This window comes from Sinobaca sp. SA16-1 (genome assembly GCF_059510515.1).
Genome location: NZ_JCAKFL010000001.1, coordinates 151,002 through 166,190, shown reverse-complemented (window position 1 = coordinate 166,190; position 15,189 = coordinate 151,002). Strand labels below are relative to the sequence as shown.

Sequence of the window (15,189 nt, the reverse complement as noted above, 5' to 3'; positions counted from 1 at the left end):
GCAAAGGTAAATAAAAGTTTCAATATATGGAAGGAACAGTAATCTGTACCTATATAATATTTCTCATATAACGGTTTCCGGTAGAAAGTGGAAAATAAATGTATATAGATTAAAGCGGTTTCCTATTAAACTATATATAAGAAAAGCGGTTATATTATGGATGATTTCGGGAGGTGTCTATATGAAAAGAGGGTTGAAAATAGCCGTAATTGGCGGGGGGTCAAGCTATACCCCTGAATTGGTGGAAGGGATGATTAAGCGGCACCATGAACTGCCGGTTCGGGAGCTGTGGCTTGTAGATGTACCGGAAGGAGAAAGGAAATTAAATATCGTGGGAGCTCTGGCCAAACGGATGGTAAAAAAAGAGGACATAGCTATGGATATTTATTTGACGCTGGATCGAAGGCAGGCGCTGAGCGGTGCCGATTTTGTTACAACCCAGTTTCGGACCGGGCAGCTGGCTGCCCGCCGGAAAGATGAAGCGATTCCGTTGAAATATGGCGTAATCGGTCAGGAAACCAATGGACCGGGCGGCCTTTTAAAAGGCCTTCGTACGATTCCGGTCGTATTGGAGATTACAAAAGAGATGGAAGAGCTGTGCCCGGACGCCTGGCTTGTCAATTTCACTAATCCTGCCGGAATGATAACAGAAGCAGTTCTGCGCCATTCCAATATAAAAAAAGTGGTCGGCTTGTGTAATGTTCCGATAGGAATGAAAATGGGACTCGCTGAAGTACTTGAAGTAGAAGCAGACAGGCTCGATATACAGTTTGCCGGCTTAAATCATATGGTGTACGGACTCGATATTTTCCTGGATGGTGTCAGCATAAAAGACGAAGCGCTGGCCGCAGCGGCAGACCCGGATAAGCAGGCGACGATGAAAAATATTGCCGCACTCGGGTGGGAGCCTGATTTTATTAAAGGACTTGGGGTGCTTCCCTGTCCCTACCACCGCTATTATTATAAGACCGATGAAATGCTGGCAGAAGAACTCGAGGCGTCCAGAACGACCGGGACACGGGCGGATGTGGTTAAAGGAGTAGAGTCCGAGCTTTTTGATCTGTATCAAAACGTGGAGCTGGAAACAAAACCAGAGCAGCTTGAAAAACGTGGTGGTGCCTATTACAGTGAAGCCGCCTGCAGCTTAATCAACTCCATCTACAACAACAAACAGGATATTCAGCCGGTAAACACGAAAAACGCAGGAGCTATTTCCGGGATTCCCTGCGATTCGGCAGTAGAAGTAAATTGTGTTATCACGAAAGACGGGCCTAAACCAATAGCTGTCGGAGATCTGCCTGCAGCAGTTAATGGACTCGTCCAACAGATAAAATCATTTGAAAGAACGGCAGTGGAAGCGGCCGTAACAGGGGATTACTATACAGCGCTGACTGCGATGGCAATTAATCCGCTTGTTCCGTCAGACACGATTGCCAAACGTCTTCTGGATGAAATGCTCGAAGCCCATAAAGAATACCTTCCGGCTTTTTTTCATTCGGAAAAAGCATAAGAAAGCCCTCATAACTGGTGGGGGTTTTTTCTGTTGATTATACGTGCTGCATTTTCAAAAAGAGAGTAGGTGGATAAATAGAAAAGAAGATTAATCTGGTGTAAACCTTCAGCGGCGTGATGTTTATTTTTCATAAGCAACGGTAATGAGGAGAAAAGATTGTTTTATAAAATAAAGGAGGAAACAAAATTGAAACACGATATAAAAGGAAAAATAGGACTAGGTACTGCTCCACTTGGAAACATGTACCGCAAGATCTCTGAAGAAGAAGCGGCTGCCACAATAGAATCGGCCTGGAACCAGGGAATCCGCTATTACGACACCGCTCCGTTCTACGGTGCCGGCCTTTCAGAAAGCCGGTTAGGGGATGCATTAGCTGCGCATAAGCGCGAAGACTACATGCTGAGTACGAAAGTAGGCCGTGTTATCTCTGATGAAACAGAAGAGAAAAGCGGGTTGTTTGAGCTTGGCAATCCAAATAAAATCATTACAGACTTCAGTGAAGATGCCACGCTTCGTTCGATTGAGCAAAGCCTGGAGCGTCTGAAAACCGATAGATTGGACTTTGTGTATGTACACGACGTATCTCCGGATTTTCTCGGTGATGATTGGAAGGAACACTTTGAGACAGCCAAAACGGGTGCATTTAAAGTTTTGACCCAGCTTCGTAAAGAGGGTGTCATTACTTCATGGGGACTTGGCGTTAATACAACAGAGCCTATTGAAATGGCTCTGGAACTTGAAGATACGCTTCCTGATTTATGTCTGCAGGCGACGCAGTATACGCTGCTAAATCATGATGGGGCTCTAGAGCGCCTGATGCCTGCGGCTGAAGAAAAAGAGGTGGGTATTGTAGTTGGAGCGCCTTATAATTCAGGTGCCCTTGTTGGAGGATCCCACTATAATTATCAGCAGATAACGCCCGACATTAAAAAGAAAGTCGAGCAGATGCAGGAAATAGCAAACCATCATAAAGTAGATCTGAAAGCAGCTGCTCTGCAGTTCTCCCTGGCTCATCCGGTAACAAAAGCAGTTATCCCGGGTTCAAGCCGGCCAGATCGTATGGCTGAAGATATTAAAGCAACAAAAGAAGAGATTCCGGCTTCTTTCTGGTCCGACTTAAAGGACCGCGGTCTTGTCTCTGAAAAAGCACCGCTCCCAGCTGGTAAATAAAAAATAGTATCCGGCTGATCATAGGAAAAAGCCGTCCCGTTCAAAACAACGGGACGGCTTTTTTTTGATGGATATCTTTCCTGGTGCTTCTTATCTTGATCTGGCAGCATCGATCAACAGAATACAGCCGGTGATAATATGCATTACCATGCCGACAAAAGGAATAACGGCAATGATAGAAGTGACAATACCAAATATGCTGCCCGTCGTACTGGTCATTTCTCTTCTGGCCAGCAGCAGGGTAATAATGTGAAGAATCAGCATAATGCCCAATGGGCTGTATCCGAATCCCAGAACGATCGAAGCTCCAAGTAAGGGGATTCCCAGCAGAAGCTCAAACGCTCCTGTCAGCCATTTCATCGTGTTAGATAAATCCAATATACTCACCGCCTCTTTTTTCTCTTACATGCAGTGTACTATTTTTTGTATAATGAGAACACTGCAGACACTTGGTTCCTCTGTTATTAAGAGTTTCTTTAAACTAAACGTCTCTTTTGTTAAATAGTTACGTCAAATGTGACAGAAACGTTTCAGTAAGCAGGATTTAGGGAAAGAAAAACTAGTTATCTATTAAGGGGGATGAAAGATGGAAACAAACAAGAATCGATGGCTGATTGCTTTATCAGCAGTAGCTATCCACCTGTCTATCGGATCGGTGTATGCATACAGCGTCTATCAGAATCCACTGAATGACACTGTGGGCTGGGCGATATCCGATGTGAGCCTGGCATTTACAGTAGCTATTTTCTTTTTAGGGATGTCCGCTGCATTTTTAGGATTTTTCGTAGAAAAATATGGCCCGAGAATATCAGGTTTTGTGGCAGCAACTTTATTTGGAATTGGAACCCTGGGAGCCGGCTGGAGTATTCAGCTTGAAAGTCTTCCTATGTTTATTGCTTTTTATGGCGTGATTGGTGGAATCGGATTAGGTATTGGATACATAACTCCTGTTTCAACATTAGTAAAATGGTTTCCGGATAGAAGAGGGCTTGCAACCGGTATGGCCGTCCTTGGTTTTGGTGCCGGTTCGCTTATTACAAGCCCGATAGCCGAGTTTTTAATGGGAGCCGTCAGCATTCCGGGCACCTTTTATATCCTTGGTATTGCCTACATCATTATGATGGTAGCCGGTGCCAGCTATCTGAAAAGACCGCCGGAAGGCTGGAAGCCGGCAGCAATGATTGAAAAAGAGAAACAGCAGAAAGAAGACAGCAAAGACGATACAGAAGAAGAAAAGAAAGAAAAGAAAAAGGCCGAACCTGCGGGAGATTTATCGCAGCTTAAAGCAAATGAAGCGATTAAGACGCTCCGGTTTTACCTCTTGTGGCTGATTATGTTTATTAATATATCAGCTGGTATCATGCTTTTAGCTGTTGCATCGAGCATGACGCAGGAAATAACCGGATCGACAGCCGCCACGGCAGCGACAATAGTAGGTATTATGGGTCTCTTTAATGGCCTGGGCCGGATCGTCTGGGCTTCTGCATCGGACTATCTGGGACGAACGAACGTATTTACTATATTCTTTGCGATACAAGTAGCCGCATTTTTCGTGCTGCCTCTCGTGACGAATGTCGTTTTATTCGCTATCCTGCTTTGTATTATCATTTCTTGTTATGGGGGCGGGTTTGCCTGTCTGCCGGCATATATCGGAGACTTATTCGGTACAAAGCAGCTTGGAGCCATTCATGGTTACCTGCTTACTGCATGGGCGATGGCCGGTATTGCCGGACCAACCATTGTATCTACAGTAGTGGAAGCAACCGATAGTTACGCTATCTCCTTTTATATTGTCAACATCATGCTTATTGTCGCCTTAGTATGTGCGATACTTCTACGCTTTAATGTGAAGAAAGTACGCCGCCAAAGCCAGGCAGAAGCAGCATAATATTCAGATACAGCGCCGGGTCTCTTATGACCCGGTGTTTTTTTTATACGCTTAGAAAGAGGAGTTCAAAACATGAGTTATTTTTCTCAAAGGAAAAATCCCCCGTGGTACAATAGAAGCATTATATTAGCAGAGGTGCGATAGATATGCTGCGTAAACCAAATGAAAGAAGACCCCTTCCGTTAACCACCTGGATTACGTTTCTTGTACTGGCGGTTTTAATATTATCTTTAAGTGTGACAAGTGTCCTGGTGGCAGTAGAAGCTGCCTCTACTACGAGAGAAGACCAGGCAGCGCAGGCTACGAACCTGGCCATTTCTGTATCGCGGTCGCCTCTTACAGTCGAAGCGCTTGTTTCCGGACAGGAAGAACATGCTGACTTGCAGCAGTATACAGTGGATGTACAGGAAGCGGCTGGAGTAGAGTACATAGTAGTAATGGATATGGAGCATATCCGTCTGACGCATCCAAATGAAAGCCGTATTGGAGAGCGGTTTGTGGGCAATGATGAAGATGCTTCCTTTAACGGGGAAACCTACACCTCAATTGCCGAGGGAACGCTTGGAGAATCGATGCGTGCTTTCGTTCCCGTCTGGGATGGAAGTACTCAGGTTGGAGTCGTAAGCGTAGGGATTTTAATGGATAATATTAACAGCGAAGTTCTTTCAAGCCAGCGTGACATTTATATTGGAAGCGGAGCAGGCCTCTTAATAGGCATAGCCGGAGCAGTATGGCTGGCCCGGAGAATAAAAAAGACCATGCACGGCATGGAGCCTGCGGAAATTTCCCAGTTGGTGGAAGAGCGTGAGTCGATGCTTGCATCTGTAAGGGAAGGCATTATTGCGATTGACCAGGACGCCACTATTATCTTAGCCAACCGGGCAGCAGCGACCATGTTTAAAAAAGCAGGCATCTACGGGGAGCCGGTCGGACGCCAGGTCAAAGAATTTCTTCCAAAATCGAGATTGCATGAAGTGCTGGAACACGGGCATTCAGAATTTGATGAAGCACAGGATTTAAACGGCATGGACATTGTCGTTAACCGGGTTCCTGTTTATGCAGAGGGCCGGCTGGCAGGTGCTCTGGCAACGTTTCGGGATAAGTCAGAACTTACCGCTGTCATTAAGCAGCTAAGCGGCGCAAAAGCTTACGCGGAAACACTCCGGGCTCAGACACACGAATTTATGAATAAGCTCCATGTGATGTCTGCTATGATTTTTACAGAATCGTATGAAGAATTAAAAGGGTATATTGAACAGATTTCCCATACGTATCAGACAGAAGTAGGCTGGGTTACCAGGTATATCAGCGATCCCGTGATTGCCGGATATTTGATGAACAAGCTGAACTACTTTCAGGAAACCGGCGTGATCGTTTCGATGGAAGGAGATCAGCCATGGCCGCTGCTCGAAGAACCGGAATATCTTGATACGGTTATTACCGTTATCGGAAATCTCACGGACAATGCGTATGAAGCAGTAAAAGGAGTAGAAGAAGGAGAGATCGTTATAGAAATAGACTACCAGAAAGACGTGCTCCATTTTTCTATAGAAGACAATGGTCCGGGAATTGAAGAAGAAGAGCTTGATGATTTATTTGTAAGGGGCTTTTCTACGAAGGGAACCGATAGAGGGTACGGGTTGTATTTGTTAAAAAATGCGCTGGATACTGTAGGGGGCACATTGGATGTTACTTCTGAGCCGGGTCAGGGATCTGTATTTCATGTGACAATACCATTTAAGGAGGCAGCTGTATGATTCAGGTCCTGATTATTGAAGATGACCCGATGGTAGCAAAGTTTAATAGAATCTACACAGAAAAAATACCGGGTTTTCAAGTGGCTGCCGAGGCTTCCGGCATCGAGCAGGGCTGGAAAGCTCTGGAGGAGCATGCCATTGACCTGCTGCTTTTGGATGTATACATGCCGGGGGGGAATGGTATCGACATGCTTGTCAGTCTGAGAAAAAAAGAGGTGCCCGTCGACGTGATTGTGGTTAGTTCCGCCAACGACCGGTCCTCTATTCAGCGGGCTCTCCGTTACGGAGCGTCGGATTACTTAATAAAGCCATTTGACTTTGACCGTTTCAAAACAGCTCTCGTCCGCTACAAAGAAAAAACGGCCTGGATGAAAGAGGCGCCTTCCCTGGAACAGGAAGCACTGGATCATTTCATTATTAATCAGAAAAATAAAAATAAGGACTCCCAGATGCTTCCAAAGGGCTTGACAAAAGTTACTTTTCAGCGAATTATAAAACAGATAGAGAATAAAAGCGGAGACTGGTTTTCCACTGCGGAACTTGCAGAGGATACCGGTATTTCCAGAGTGTCTCTCCGGAAATATCTGCAGTATTTAGAAAGCATGGAGGTGCTGCTTACTGATGCAAGCTATGAGGGGACGGGACGTCCACTCCGCCGGTATAAGGCAAATCCGGATAACGAATCCTTTTTTAACGACTCGAAGGAAAAGTAAGAATGTTTGCGCACTGTTGAAGAAAAGCGGAAGTTCTTCCGGTCAGACAGCGGAATGCAGGCATTCCTTGCAGCCCGTCCAGAATCCGGGAAACAGGACGCCTTCTTCCACTTTTCTTGCTTACTTTAGTTACATAAGGGTTCGTTTAGTTACATAAGGTATACAAAGAGGCTGCTATCCGGTAGATTTAAAGAAAACGTTTACATTTTGCAGAGAGAGGGTGGGTACCATGATTGAATCAGTACAATCCGTGTGGAGAAGTCTTTGGAAATCGCATCACCAGACGAAGCGGCTTTTGAAGTTCTCCCAGGTTGATAAAGCAGGAGAAATAGCAGGTTCTACAGACAGAAAAGATGGATCGTCAGCGCCGGCAGGCACAGGGGGGCCGGACGGGAATAACCCGAAATCTGCCTACACTAGAGCACAGCTCGTCGGCCTTATGCTTGGTCCTTTATTATTTTTAATGGCTATGTTTTTCTTTAACCCTGCCGATCTGGCTTATGAAGGCCGCGCAGTTTTAGCGGTAACGCTGTGGGTGGCAACATGGTGGATTACAGAAGCGATTCCAATTCCGGCAACATCGTTACTGCCTATTATTCTACTTCCGATTATTGGGGCAATGGACAATGAGACAGTCGTTTCCGCTTATGGTAATGATATTATATTCCTTTTTCTCGGCGGTTTCTTTATTGCTACAGCAATGGAAAAATGGAACCTTCATAAACGTATTGCACTTTTCATTATCAACTTAATCGGTGTCAGCACAAACCGTATTATTCTCGGGTTTATGCTTGCTACAGGATTCTTATCCATGTGGGTATCCAATACGGCTGCTGTTATGATGATGGTGCCGATCGGTCTTGCCATCGTGTATCAGGTAACAGAAGCATTAAAGCATGAGGAAGGCCATGATAGTGACTTAAAGAAGTTTGAGAAAGCCATTATATTTGGTATCGGTTATGCCGGTACGATCGGTGGACTTGGTACGTTGATTGGTACGCCGCCGAACAGCATTCTTGCGGGTACCGTTAATGAGTTATACGGGGTGCAGATTTCATTTGCAGGCTTTATGGCATTTGCTGCACCACTCGCTGTTATTATGATGTTTGGAACATGGGTATACTTAACCAAAGTGGTTTATAAAATTCAGCTGAAGCAGCTTCCAGGCGGACGTGAACTCGTTCACTCTGAAATTAAAAAGCTCGGACAGACAGCCTATGAAGAGAAAGCTGTGCTCTCCGTATTTATCTTCGCCGCCTTTATGTGGATTACACGCTCCTTTTTGTGGGACGGTCTTCTTCCGGAGCTGACAGACGGCATGGTAGCTATGATAGCGACTATACTGCTGTTCACGATTCCGGCGTCAAAGAAAAACGAAAGCAGAATTCTGGAATGGAAAGACTCCAAAGAAATTCCATGGGGCATCCTGCTTCTGTTCGGTGGTGGTCTTGCGCTGGCAGCCGGTTTCAGCGGCACCGGCCTTTCCGAATGGATCGGGGAGCAGCTCACTGTTCTTGAAGGAGCTAACCTGCTGTTAATCATCTTTGTTTCTGCTACGTTGGTGCTTTTCTTAACAGAAATCACTTCCAATACAGCAACAGCAACAATGATTCTTCCAGTAGTAGCCGCACTTTCAGTAGCATTGGGTGTTCACCCGTATGCATTGATGGTTCCATGTGCGCTTGCTGCAAACTGCGCCTTTATGCTTCCTGTAGGAACCCCGCCGAACGCGATTATATTCGGTACCGGAAAGCTAACGATTCTCGAGATGGTGAAAAACGGTTTCTGGATCAACATCGTTGCCGTTATCATTATTACGCTGGCCGTTATGTTCCTGCTTCCACTAATGTGGGGCATTGATTTATCAACGATTCCGTCAGAATTTCAATAATCTAAACTAAAAAAGAAGACGCCCCGGGGTGTCTTCTTTTTTTCAAACCAGGAGGATTTGCAGACAACCTGCCTGTAGAAAATGGATACGTGGCGCTTCCTGGTACTCCCGGTATTGGCTTTGAGGAAAAGGCCAATCTATATGAACTGCTTCAGTCCATTGCAAAGCAGAATGTTTTTTATTACGGCAAACAGGGTAATTAGATTTAATACGTAACGTATGATTTATAATGGAGGGTTTATTATGGCACGAGTACTTGCAGTATTATCAAGTGGACACAAAGATGAAGCAAATAATTACGAAACAGGCTGGTGGGCAGAAGAACTATTTGCCCCGCTTGAGCTTTTGGAAAAAGCAGGGCATACCGTCGAGATTGCCTCCCCGTTAGGCGGGAAGCCGGTATTGGATAAAGTAAGCTTATTGGAAGATTATGATCCGGAAGGAAAATATAAAAAAATATATGAATCCGGACGGGCGGATGACACGATGAAGCTATCCGATGTTGATCCCTCTTCCTATGATGCTGTTCTTATTGTAGGCGGTCACGGAGCCATGTATGATCTGGCCAAGGACGAATCTCTGCATGATGTTATTACGAGCATTCACAGCAATAAAGGCATTATTGCAGCAGAGTGCCACGGCCCCGCTCCGCTCATTTGGGCGAAGAAAGCGGATGGCACCAGCTTGATAGATGGCAAAACCGTCACGGGCTATCCTGATGAAATTGAACCGGAAGGCCTGCTCGACATCCTGCCGTTCAGTTTGGAGCAGGAGCTGACGAAAACAGCAAACTATGACAAAGGCAGCCTTGAAAAGAAAGCCCACGCTGTCTGGGCGGACGAGCAGATTGTAACAAGCCGTGATCCCTTTTCATCTGAACTGATGGGGGAAGAATTGGTAAAAGCACTCAAATAAACAGAGAAAAAGCCATTCCCTTTAGTTAGGGAATGGCTTTTTGTGTGTTAATAAACAACTGTTAAATTATGAAGACTTTAACTCTGGAAAAATGCTGTTGTCCGGCTGAAGTGCTTCGTAAGCAGCTAAAATACGCTTAATGATAACTAGACGCTGTTCCGGATCGATGTGATCCTGACCCAAAATAGCATTCGATAGTTCAATATAGCTCGTAGTCGGATTTTCCGAAGAGCGAAGTAGTTCTTCATACAATGATTGTTGATTTAACAATTGTTTATTACCCCCTTAATAGTATATGTCTGTGTGTTATGCCTGATTTAATAAATATATCTTATCATGGTATTTATATGGAAAAATGTGCTAATAGTCGCGATTGTTTTTACTGAAATAAGTGAAAAAAAGGGATAATACGTATAATATTCACCCAATAAGTAGAAAGTACCCACTATAAAGAACAAATATTTTGAACAAAAAACGGTATTTTTTATAGTAATAAATGGTTTTGCTGCCTATTAATCATGTTCTTCTGATACACTGTTTTGTGATTCGATTTGTTTAACTACTTTATGTATCAGGGTTTTAAATCCAATTAGCTGGCTTATTTGAATGAAAAGAGGGTTCTTGTATGGATGAAATGAAGCCCGATTCAATAGTTTATAAAAGAAAATTAGTTCTATTTGCCCTGTTTTTAAACGTCCTCATTATGGTGATGAACACTTCCATGTTTACGGTAGCTGTTCCGGTTATTACGGAAGACTTTCAAATTAATACGGCAGCAGCTTCATGGATTGTAACCAGCTACTCTGTCTTTTTTGCCATTGGGGTGGTTATTTACGGCAGACTTGGTACGAATGCCGCGATTCCTTTTTTACTGACGGTCGGACTGCTGCTTTTAGGAGCGGGCTCCATTCTTGGCATGATTGCACAAACATACCCGATGCTGATTCTTGCCCGGGTCATTCAGGCGGCAGGCACCTCCTCCGTCTCGGCTTTGGGCATGCAGATGATCACACGCTATTTTCCCGTGCATGAGAAAGCAAAAGCAATGTCTATCTATGCCTCGGCCTCTACACTCGGTTTCGGACTGGGTCCGCTTGTCGGGGGGCTGCTGACAGAGTACTTTGGCTGGAGTTTTTTATTTATGATAAGCGTGCTGGGGGCATTAATGATCCCTATTTACCGGAAAAACGTACCTGCTGAAGTGCCGGGTGGATCATTGTTTGATATTCCCGGCTTTCTGCTGCTGAGCACAGCAGCAGTCAGTGCGCTTCTGTTTGTCTCGACAGGAAGCCTGTTTTTCCTCGGAGGCGCGGCGGCGTTCGTTCTTTTTTTAATTCATATTAACAGGGTAAACGATCCTTTTATCGCACCGGCTCTGCTTAAACAGAGTATTTACATGTTGAGTCTTGCTATTGGTTTTTCTGTCTTTTTTATTCATTTTGCTATTTTATTTATCACTCCTTTACTGCTTGCTGATATTTACAGCTTAAATACAGCAGCGATAGGGTGGATTATTTTTCCCGGCGCTGCAGGATCCGCCGTGCTGATGATTCTTATCGGCAGAATGGCCGAAAAAACAGGCATTCTTTTCATTATTGGTGCCGGGACTGTATGTGTGACGGTCGCTTCTGTTTTGTATACCGGCTTTGGCGGCCATGCCCCTTGGCTGATGGGATTTTTCTTTTTGATTTCCAGTCTCGGATTTTCCTGCATTACGATGGGGGTGCCGAATTATTTATCCGGGAAATTAAACCCGGCCGCATTTTCGTCTGGATTTGGGCTGCTTCAATTAACTCAGTTTATTGGTGGTGCTTTCGGTGTAGCTGTTTCCGGCAAGCTGCTCGGCTGGAGCCGCATGGGTGAGAATCCTCTCTTACCGGTATGGAGCGGGGAGGGTGCCGCCTACAGCAACAGCTACGCTTTTCTTATTGCTATGGCCCTGCTGTCTGTCGTTTGTTTCTACTTCTTCTACAGACAGGCTGGACGGTTTCGGTCAGAAACGTTTTAATTTCGGGGCACGTGGTATATATACTAGAGCACTCTTATAAGAAGTAAGCAGCTGACGAACAAAAACAATACTGGGAGGTATTTATTAGTATGGACGTAACATACCAGCATTATATCAATGGAGAATGGGTTCCATCTGAACACAGCGACACTATAGATGTAATAAATCCAGCAACAGAAGAAGTTATTTCCACCATCCCATCCGGCACGAAAGAAGAAACCGAAAAAGCAGTAGCAGCCGCAGATGAAGCATTTGACAGCTGGGCCGCGACTCCGGTAGCGGAAAGAGCCCAGTACTTGTTAAAAATTGCGGATAAGCTCGAGTCCCAGAAAGACCACTTTATTAAAACCCTGACAGAAGAAAACGGAAAAACAATGGACACGTCAGAAGCAGAATTAACCGTGGCTATTGAGTACTTCCGTTATATGGCGGGCTGGGCCCGTAAATACGAAGGCGAAATTCTTGAGAGTGACCGCCCAAATGAAAATATCATGGTATTTAAAAAACCGATTGGTGTAGTCGGCGGCATTATTCCGTGGAATTTCCCTGTGTTTATTCTGGCGCGTAAAGTAGCACCTGCTTTATTAACAGGGTGTACGATTGTTATTAAGCCGGGCCAGGCGACACCAAATACAGCCGGTGAATTTGCTAAGCTTATCCACGAACTGGATCTGCCTAAAGGTGTATTTAATATTGTACACGGCAAAGGGTCTACAGTAGGAAATACGCTTGCCTCTCATCCAAGAATAGGCATGATTTCCATGACAGGAAGCTTTACGGCAGGATCTGCTGTAATGGAAGCAGCGGCAAAGGGCATTACGAAAGTAAACCTTGAGCTCGGCGGTAAGGCCCCGGCTATCGTATCCAAGCATGCCGATGTGGATCTGGCAGTGGAAAACGTGTACGCGTCCCGTACAATAAATAACGGACAAGCGTGTACCAACGCAGAGCGCGTATATGTGCATGAAGATGTGGCAGAAGAATTCACCCGTAAAATTACGGAAAAAATGAAAAATGCCAAAGTCGGTAATTCCATGAAAGAAAAGAATATCGATGTAGGTCCGCTTGTGAATCAGGATCAGGTTGATTCAGTAAGCGAAATGGTGGAAAATGCGGTGAAAGCCGGAGCGAAAGTAGAAACCGGCGGCAGCCGTACAGATTCCGATAAAGGCTTTTACTATCAGCCAACTGTTTTAACCGCTGTAAAGCAGGATATGGAAATTATCCAGGAAGAAATCTTCGGACCTGTTCTTCCAATTATGACGTATAAGAATTTTGATGATGCAATCAAGATGGCCAACGATACCGTATTCGGCCTGTCGTCTTCTATTTTCAGTGAAAATATTCATGAAATTATGAGAGCAGCCAATGAATTGAAGTTCGGTGAAACATTTGTAAACCGTGAAAACTTCGAAGCAATTCAAGGTTTCCACGCCGGCCGGAAACAGTCCGGACTGGGTGGAGCTGACGGAAAGCACGGATTGGAAGAACACTTGGAAACGCATGTTGTCTACATGCAGTACAAAAACGACATTAACTAATCAAACAACAAGCAAAAGCCGTTTCTCTAAAAAGAGAAGCGGCTTTTTTACGTGTCCGGAATTTGATTAGAGCTGTGTTTCTACACTCATTGCTTTTTTAATGAATCGAAACAGAAGAGTGGAAAATTAATACGCGGTGACTCCGCCTGGATAATTCTTTAGCATAAACATACGGATCCCTGCTCTATTTACCTGCCTGGATTAAGTTTCCATAAACCGTAGGTCCAGTACAAATCATACAAAACCCATAGAACATAAAGAAAAAATAAAAAGGCAGAAAGGTTGTCGAAACGCAGGAGGGCAATTAACAAAATAATGCAGGGGACAAGGTAAATAACGATACCCGCAAACCCGTTAAATGTGCTTTTAGGTTTGAAAAAAGCAATGTTCCATACTTCATTTAAGACCAAAATAATGATGGAAAAAACAACAATAAACGTACTTGACGCATCGAGGGCTCTATACAAAATGATCCCCATTACCATGTAATACAGTATTCCGACAATCATGAAAAGCTTTAGGGAGGCATTAAAAAATTTTGGTCTTTTTAACTGCTCAAACCATGAGAATTCCTGTTTGCCAATCAATAAATTTCCCAGTACGGCTGTAATGACAATGATGAAAAAGGTGAATATTAGAATTCCATAATTCATAAACACTTCCCTCCTTATTCCTGCTAATGAAGTAAATGATAGGCTGAGGAAAAGCTGTCGTAATACTGGTTACTAATAATATACCCGCATTATCTGGTTTCATACAAAAATTATTTTTAATTGCTTATTTAATAGATAATGCGAAAAAAGACCTATAGATATCTTTTAGTAATCCATATAAAATCATATAAACCCTATAAGGATAATAGGGATTAATCCAAAAATAGAATAGGAGTGCAGGACGTTGCGTAAATTAATTATCTTTTCCATTGTAGGTTTTCTGGCCCAGCTTATAGATGGGGCGCTCGGTATGTCGTACGGCGCAACGTCCACTACGCTTCTGCTTACGTTCGGTATGGCACCTGCCATTGTATCAGCTACTGTTCACCTTTCGGAAATAGCAACGACTGCGGCCTCAGGAGCATCGCATTTGTATTTTAAGAATGTGGATAAGGAAATGCTGTTCAAGCTTATTCTGCCGGGAGTGGGAGGAGCTTTTGCCGGTGCCGCCCTTCTCAGCAGCATTCCAGGGGACGTTATAAAGCCTTTTATTTCTATTTTCTTATTGTCGCTTGGTGTTTATATTATGTACCGGTTTCTTTTTAAAATGAATAAAGCGGTAACGGTAAAGCCGGGCCGGAACAAAACGGTATTTCTGCTGCCTCTTGGAGCGGTCGCCGGTTTCTTCGATGCTGTTGGAGGCGGGGGGTGGGGGCCTATTAATACGCCGGTTCTATTATCCCAGCGCGGGCTTACCCCGCGAAAAATAATTGGTACGGTCGATACGAGCGAATTTTTCATCGCTGTTTCTGCCTCTCTTGGTTTTCTTATCTTTCTAGGCTGGTCCCAGCTGAACTGGGCGCTGATCGGTGCTTTTGTTATCGGAGGCGTCATTGCCGCTCCGATTGCCGCCTACCTGGTGCGAATTGTACCGGCTCATCTGCTGGGAGTACTTGTAGGAGGGTTCATTATTTTGACAAATGCCCGTACGCTGTTAACGACCGTTCATGTGTCGGAAGAATGGAGTGTGGTGATTCATCTGGCCATTCTGGCTTTCTGGATCGGGGCAATTGCCGTGACCGTCAAAAAAGCAGGAAGTGGGAATCCAGGCGAGCCCAAAACAGTATAAAATAAACCCGG

Annotated in this window: 13 protein-coding genes; 10 read left to right on the top strand and 3 right to left on the bottom strand. The window is 44.6% G+C overall.

The window, feature by feature from the left end:
• Positions 1 to 181 precede the first annotated feature (181 nt).
• Positions 182 to 1,510: a 6-phospho-beta-glucosidase gene (locus AC5W2J_RS00760; protein WP_496057571.1), complete on the top strand. Its 1,329-nt coding sequence runs from the start codon at positions 182 to 184 to the stop codon at positions 1,508 to 1,510.
• Positions 1,511 to 1,699: 189 nt separating this feature from the next.
• Positions 1,700 to 2,683, top strand: coding sequence for an aldo/keto reductase (locus AC5W2J_RS00755; protein WP_496057570.1), 984 nt, complete (start codon positions 1,700 to 1,702; stop codon positions 2,681 to 2,683).
• Between the two features lie 90 nt (positions 2,684 to 2,773).
• Here AC5W2J_RS00755 and AC5W2J_RS00750 read toward each other — a convergent pair whose 3' ends face one another.
• Positions 2,774 to 3,061 (bottom strand): hypothetical protein, encoded by a 288-nt coding sequence (locus AC5W2J_RS00750; RefSeq protein WP_496057569.1) that lies wholly within the window; start codon positions 3,059 to 3,061, stop codon positions 2,774 to 2,776.
• 208 nt (positions 3,062 to 3,269) lie between these two features.
• Between AC5W2J_RS00750 and AC5W2J_RS00745 the strand changes: the two genes are divergently transcribed.
• The 5 genes from AC5W2J_RS00745 to AC5W2J_RS00725 all read left to right on the top strand — a co-directional run bounded on the left by AC5W2J_RS00745 (position 3,270) and on the right by AC5W2J_RS00725 (position 9,847).
• Positions 3,270 to 4,571, top strand: coding sequence for an L-lactate MFS transporter (locus tag AC5W2J_RS00745; RefSeq protein ID WP_496057568.1), 1,302 nt, complete (start codon positions 3,270 to 3,272; stop codon positions 4,569 to 4,571).
• Positions 4,572 to 4,717: 146 nt separating this feature from the next.
• A complete protein-coding gene (gene dcuS, locus AC5W2J_RS00740; protein ID WP_496057567.1) occupies positions 4,718 to 6,328 on the top strand; it encodes a DcuS/MalK family sensor histidine kinase in 1,611 nt (536 codons plus the stop codon).
• Positions 6,325 to 7,041, top strand: a complete 717-nt coding sequence (locus AC5W2J_RS00735) for a response regulator (protein WP_496057566.1) — start codon at positions 6,325 to 6,327, stop codon at positions 7,039 to 7,041. Before dcuS ends, AC5W2J_RS00735 begins: the two co-directional genes overlap by 4 nt.
• 229 nt (positions 7,042 to 7,270) lie before the next feature.
• Positions 7,271 to 8,932 carry an SLC13 family permease gene (locus AC5W2J_RS00730; protein WP_496057565.1) on the top strand — a complete coding sequence of 554 codons (1,662 nt, stop codon included), beginning with the start codon at positions 7,271 to 7,273 and terminating at the stop codon, positions 8,930 to 8,932.
• A 243-nt stretch (positions 8,933 to 9,175) separates the two neighbouring features.
• Positions 9,176 to 9,847: a type 1 glutamine amidotransferase domain-containing protein gene (locus AC5W2J_RS00725; protein ID WP_496057564.1), complete on the top strand. Its 672-nt coding sequence runs from the start codon at positions 9,176 to 9,178 to the stop codon at positions 9,845 to 9,847.
• 66 nt (positions 9,848 to 9,913) lie between these two features.
• Here AC5W2J_RS00725 and AC5W2J_RS00720 read toward each other — a convergent pair whose 3' ends face one another.
• Positions 9,914 to 10,117: a hypothetical protein gene (locus AC5W2J_RS00720; protein WP_496057563.1), complete on the bottom strand. Its 204-nt coding sequence runs from the start codon at positions 10,115 to 10,117 to the stop codon at positions 9,914 to 9,916.
• 355 nt (positions 10,118 to 10,472) lie between these two features.
• Between AC5W2J_RS00720 and AC5W2J_RS00715 the strand changes: the two genes are divergently transcribed.
• Together AC5W2J_RS00715 and aldA are read left to right on the top strand one after the other, a co-directional pair.
• A complete protein-coding gene (locus tag AC5W2J_RS00715; protein ID WP_496057562.1) occupies positions 10,473 to 11,855 on the top strand; it encodes an MFS transporter in 1,383 nt (460 codons plus the stop codon).
• Between the two features lie 89 nt (positions 11,856 to 11,944).
• Positions 11,945 to 13,396: an aldehyde dehydrogenase gene (gene aldA / locus AC5W2J_RS00710; RefSeq protein WP_496057561.1), complete on the top strand. Its 1,452-nt coding sequence runs from the start codon at positions 11,945 to 11,947 to the stop codon at positions 13,394 to 13,396.
• Between the two features lie 188 nt (positions 13,397 to 13,584).
• On the opposite strand, the gene AC5W2J_RS00705 is transcribed toward aldA, so the two are convergent.
• Positions 13,585 to 14,049, bottom strand: coding sequence for a tryptophan-rich sensory protein (locus AC5W2J_RS00705; RefSeq protein ID WP_496057560.1), 465 nt, complete (start codon positions 14,047 to 14,049; stop codon positions 13,585 to 13,587).
• Positions 14,050 to 14,293: 244 nt separating this feature from the next.
• Between AC5W2J_RS00705 and AC5W2J_RS00700 the strand changes: the two genes are divergently transcribed.
• The gene (locus tag AC5W2J_RS00700; protein ID WP_496057559.1) at positions 14,294 to 15,178 is read left to right on the top strand and encodes a sulfite exporter TauE/SafE family protein; all 885 of its coding nucleotides are present in this window, start codon (positions 14,294 to 14,296) and stop codon (positions 15,176 to 15,178) included.
• The last annotated feature ends 11 nt before the right edge of the window (positions 15,179 to 15,189 follow it).

What these genes read in the sequence shown, in the direction of transcription:
- AC5W2J_RS00730 (WP_496057565.1), top strand. Translation starts at nt 7,271, where the DNA reads ATGATTGAATCAGTACAATCCGTGTGGAGAAGTCTTTGGAAATCGCAT.
- AC5W2J_RS00725 (WP_496057564.1), top strand. Translation starts at nt 9,176, where the DNA reads ATGGCACGAGTACTTGCAGTATTATCAAGTGGACACAAAGATGAAGCA.
- AC5W2J_RS00715 (WP_496057562.1), top strand. Translation starts at nt 10,473, where the DNA reads ATGGATGAAATGAAGCCCGATTCAATAGTTTATAAAAGAAAATTAGTT.
- AC5W2J_RS00760 (WP_496057571.1), top strand. Translation starts at nt 182, where the DNA reads ATGAAAAGAGGGTTGAAAATAGCCGTAATTGGCGGGGGGTCAAGCTAT.
- AC5W2J_RS00745 (WP_496057568.1), top strand. Translation starts at nt 3,270, where the DNA reads ATGGAAACAAACAAGAATCGATGGCTGATTGCTTTATCAGCAGTAGCT.
- AC5W2J_RS00735 (WP_496057566.1), top strand. Translation starts at nt 6,325, where the DNA reads ATGATTCAGGTCCTGATTATTGAAGATGACCCGATGGTAGCAAAGTTT.
- aldA (WP_496057561.1), top strand. Translation starts at nt 11,945, where the DNA reads ATGGACGTAACATACCAGCATTATATCAATGGAGAATGGGTTCCATCT.
- AC5W2J_RS00705 (WP_496057560.1), bottom strand. Translation starts at nt 14,049, where the DNA reads ATGAATTATGGAATTCTAATATTCACCTTTTTCATCATTGTCATTACA.
- dcuS (WP_496057567.1), top strand. Translation starts at nt 4,718, where the DNA reads ATGCTGCGTAAACCAAATGAAAGAAGACCCCTTCCGTTAACCACCTGG.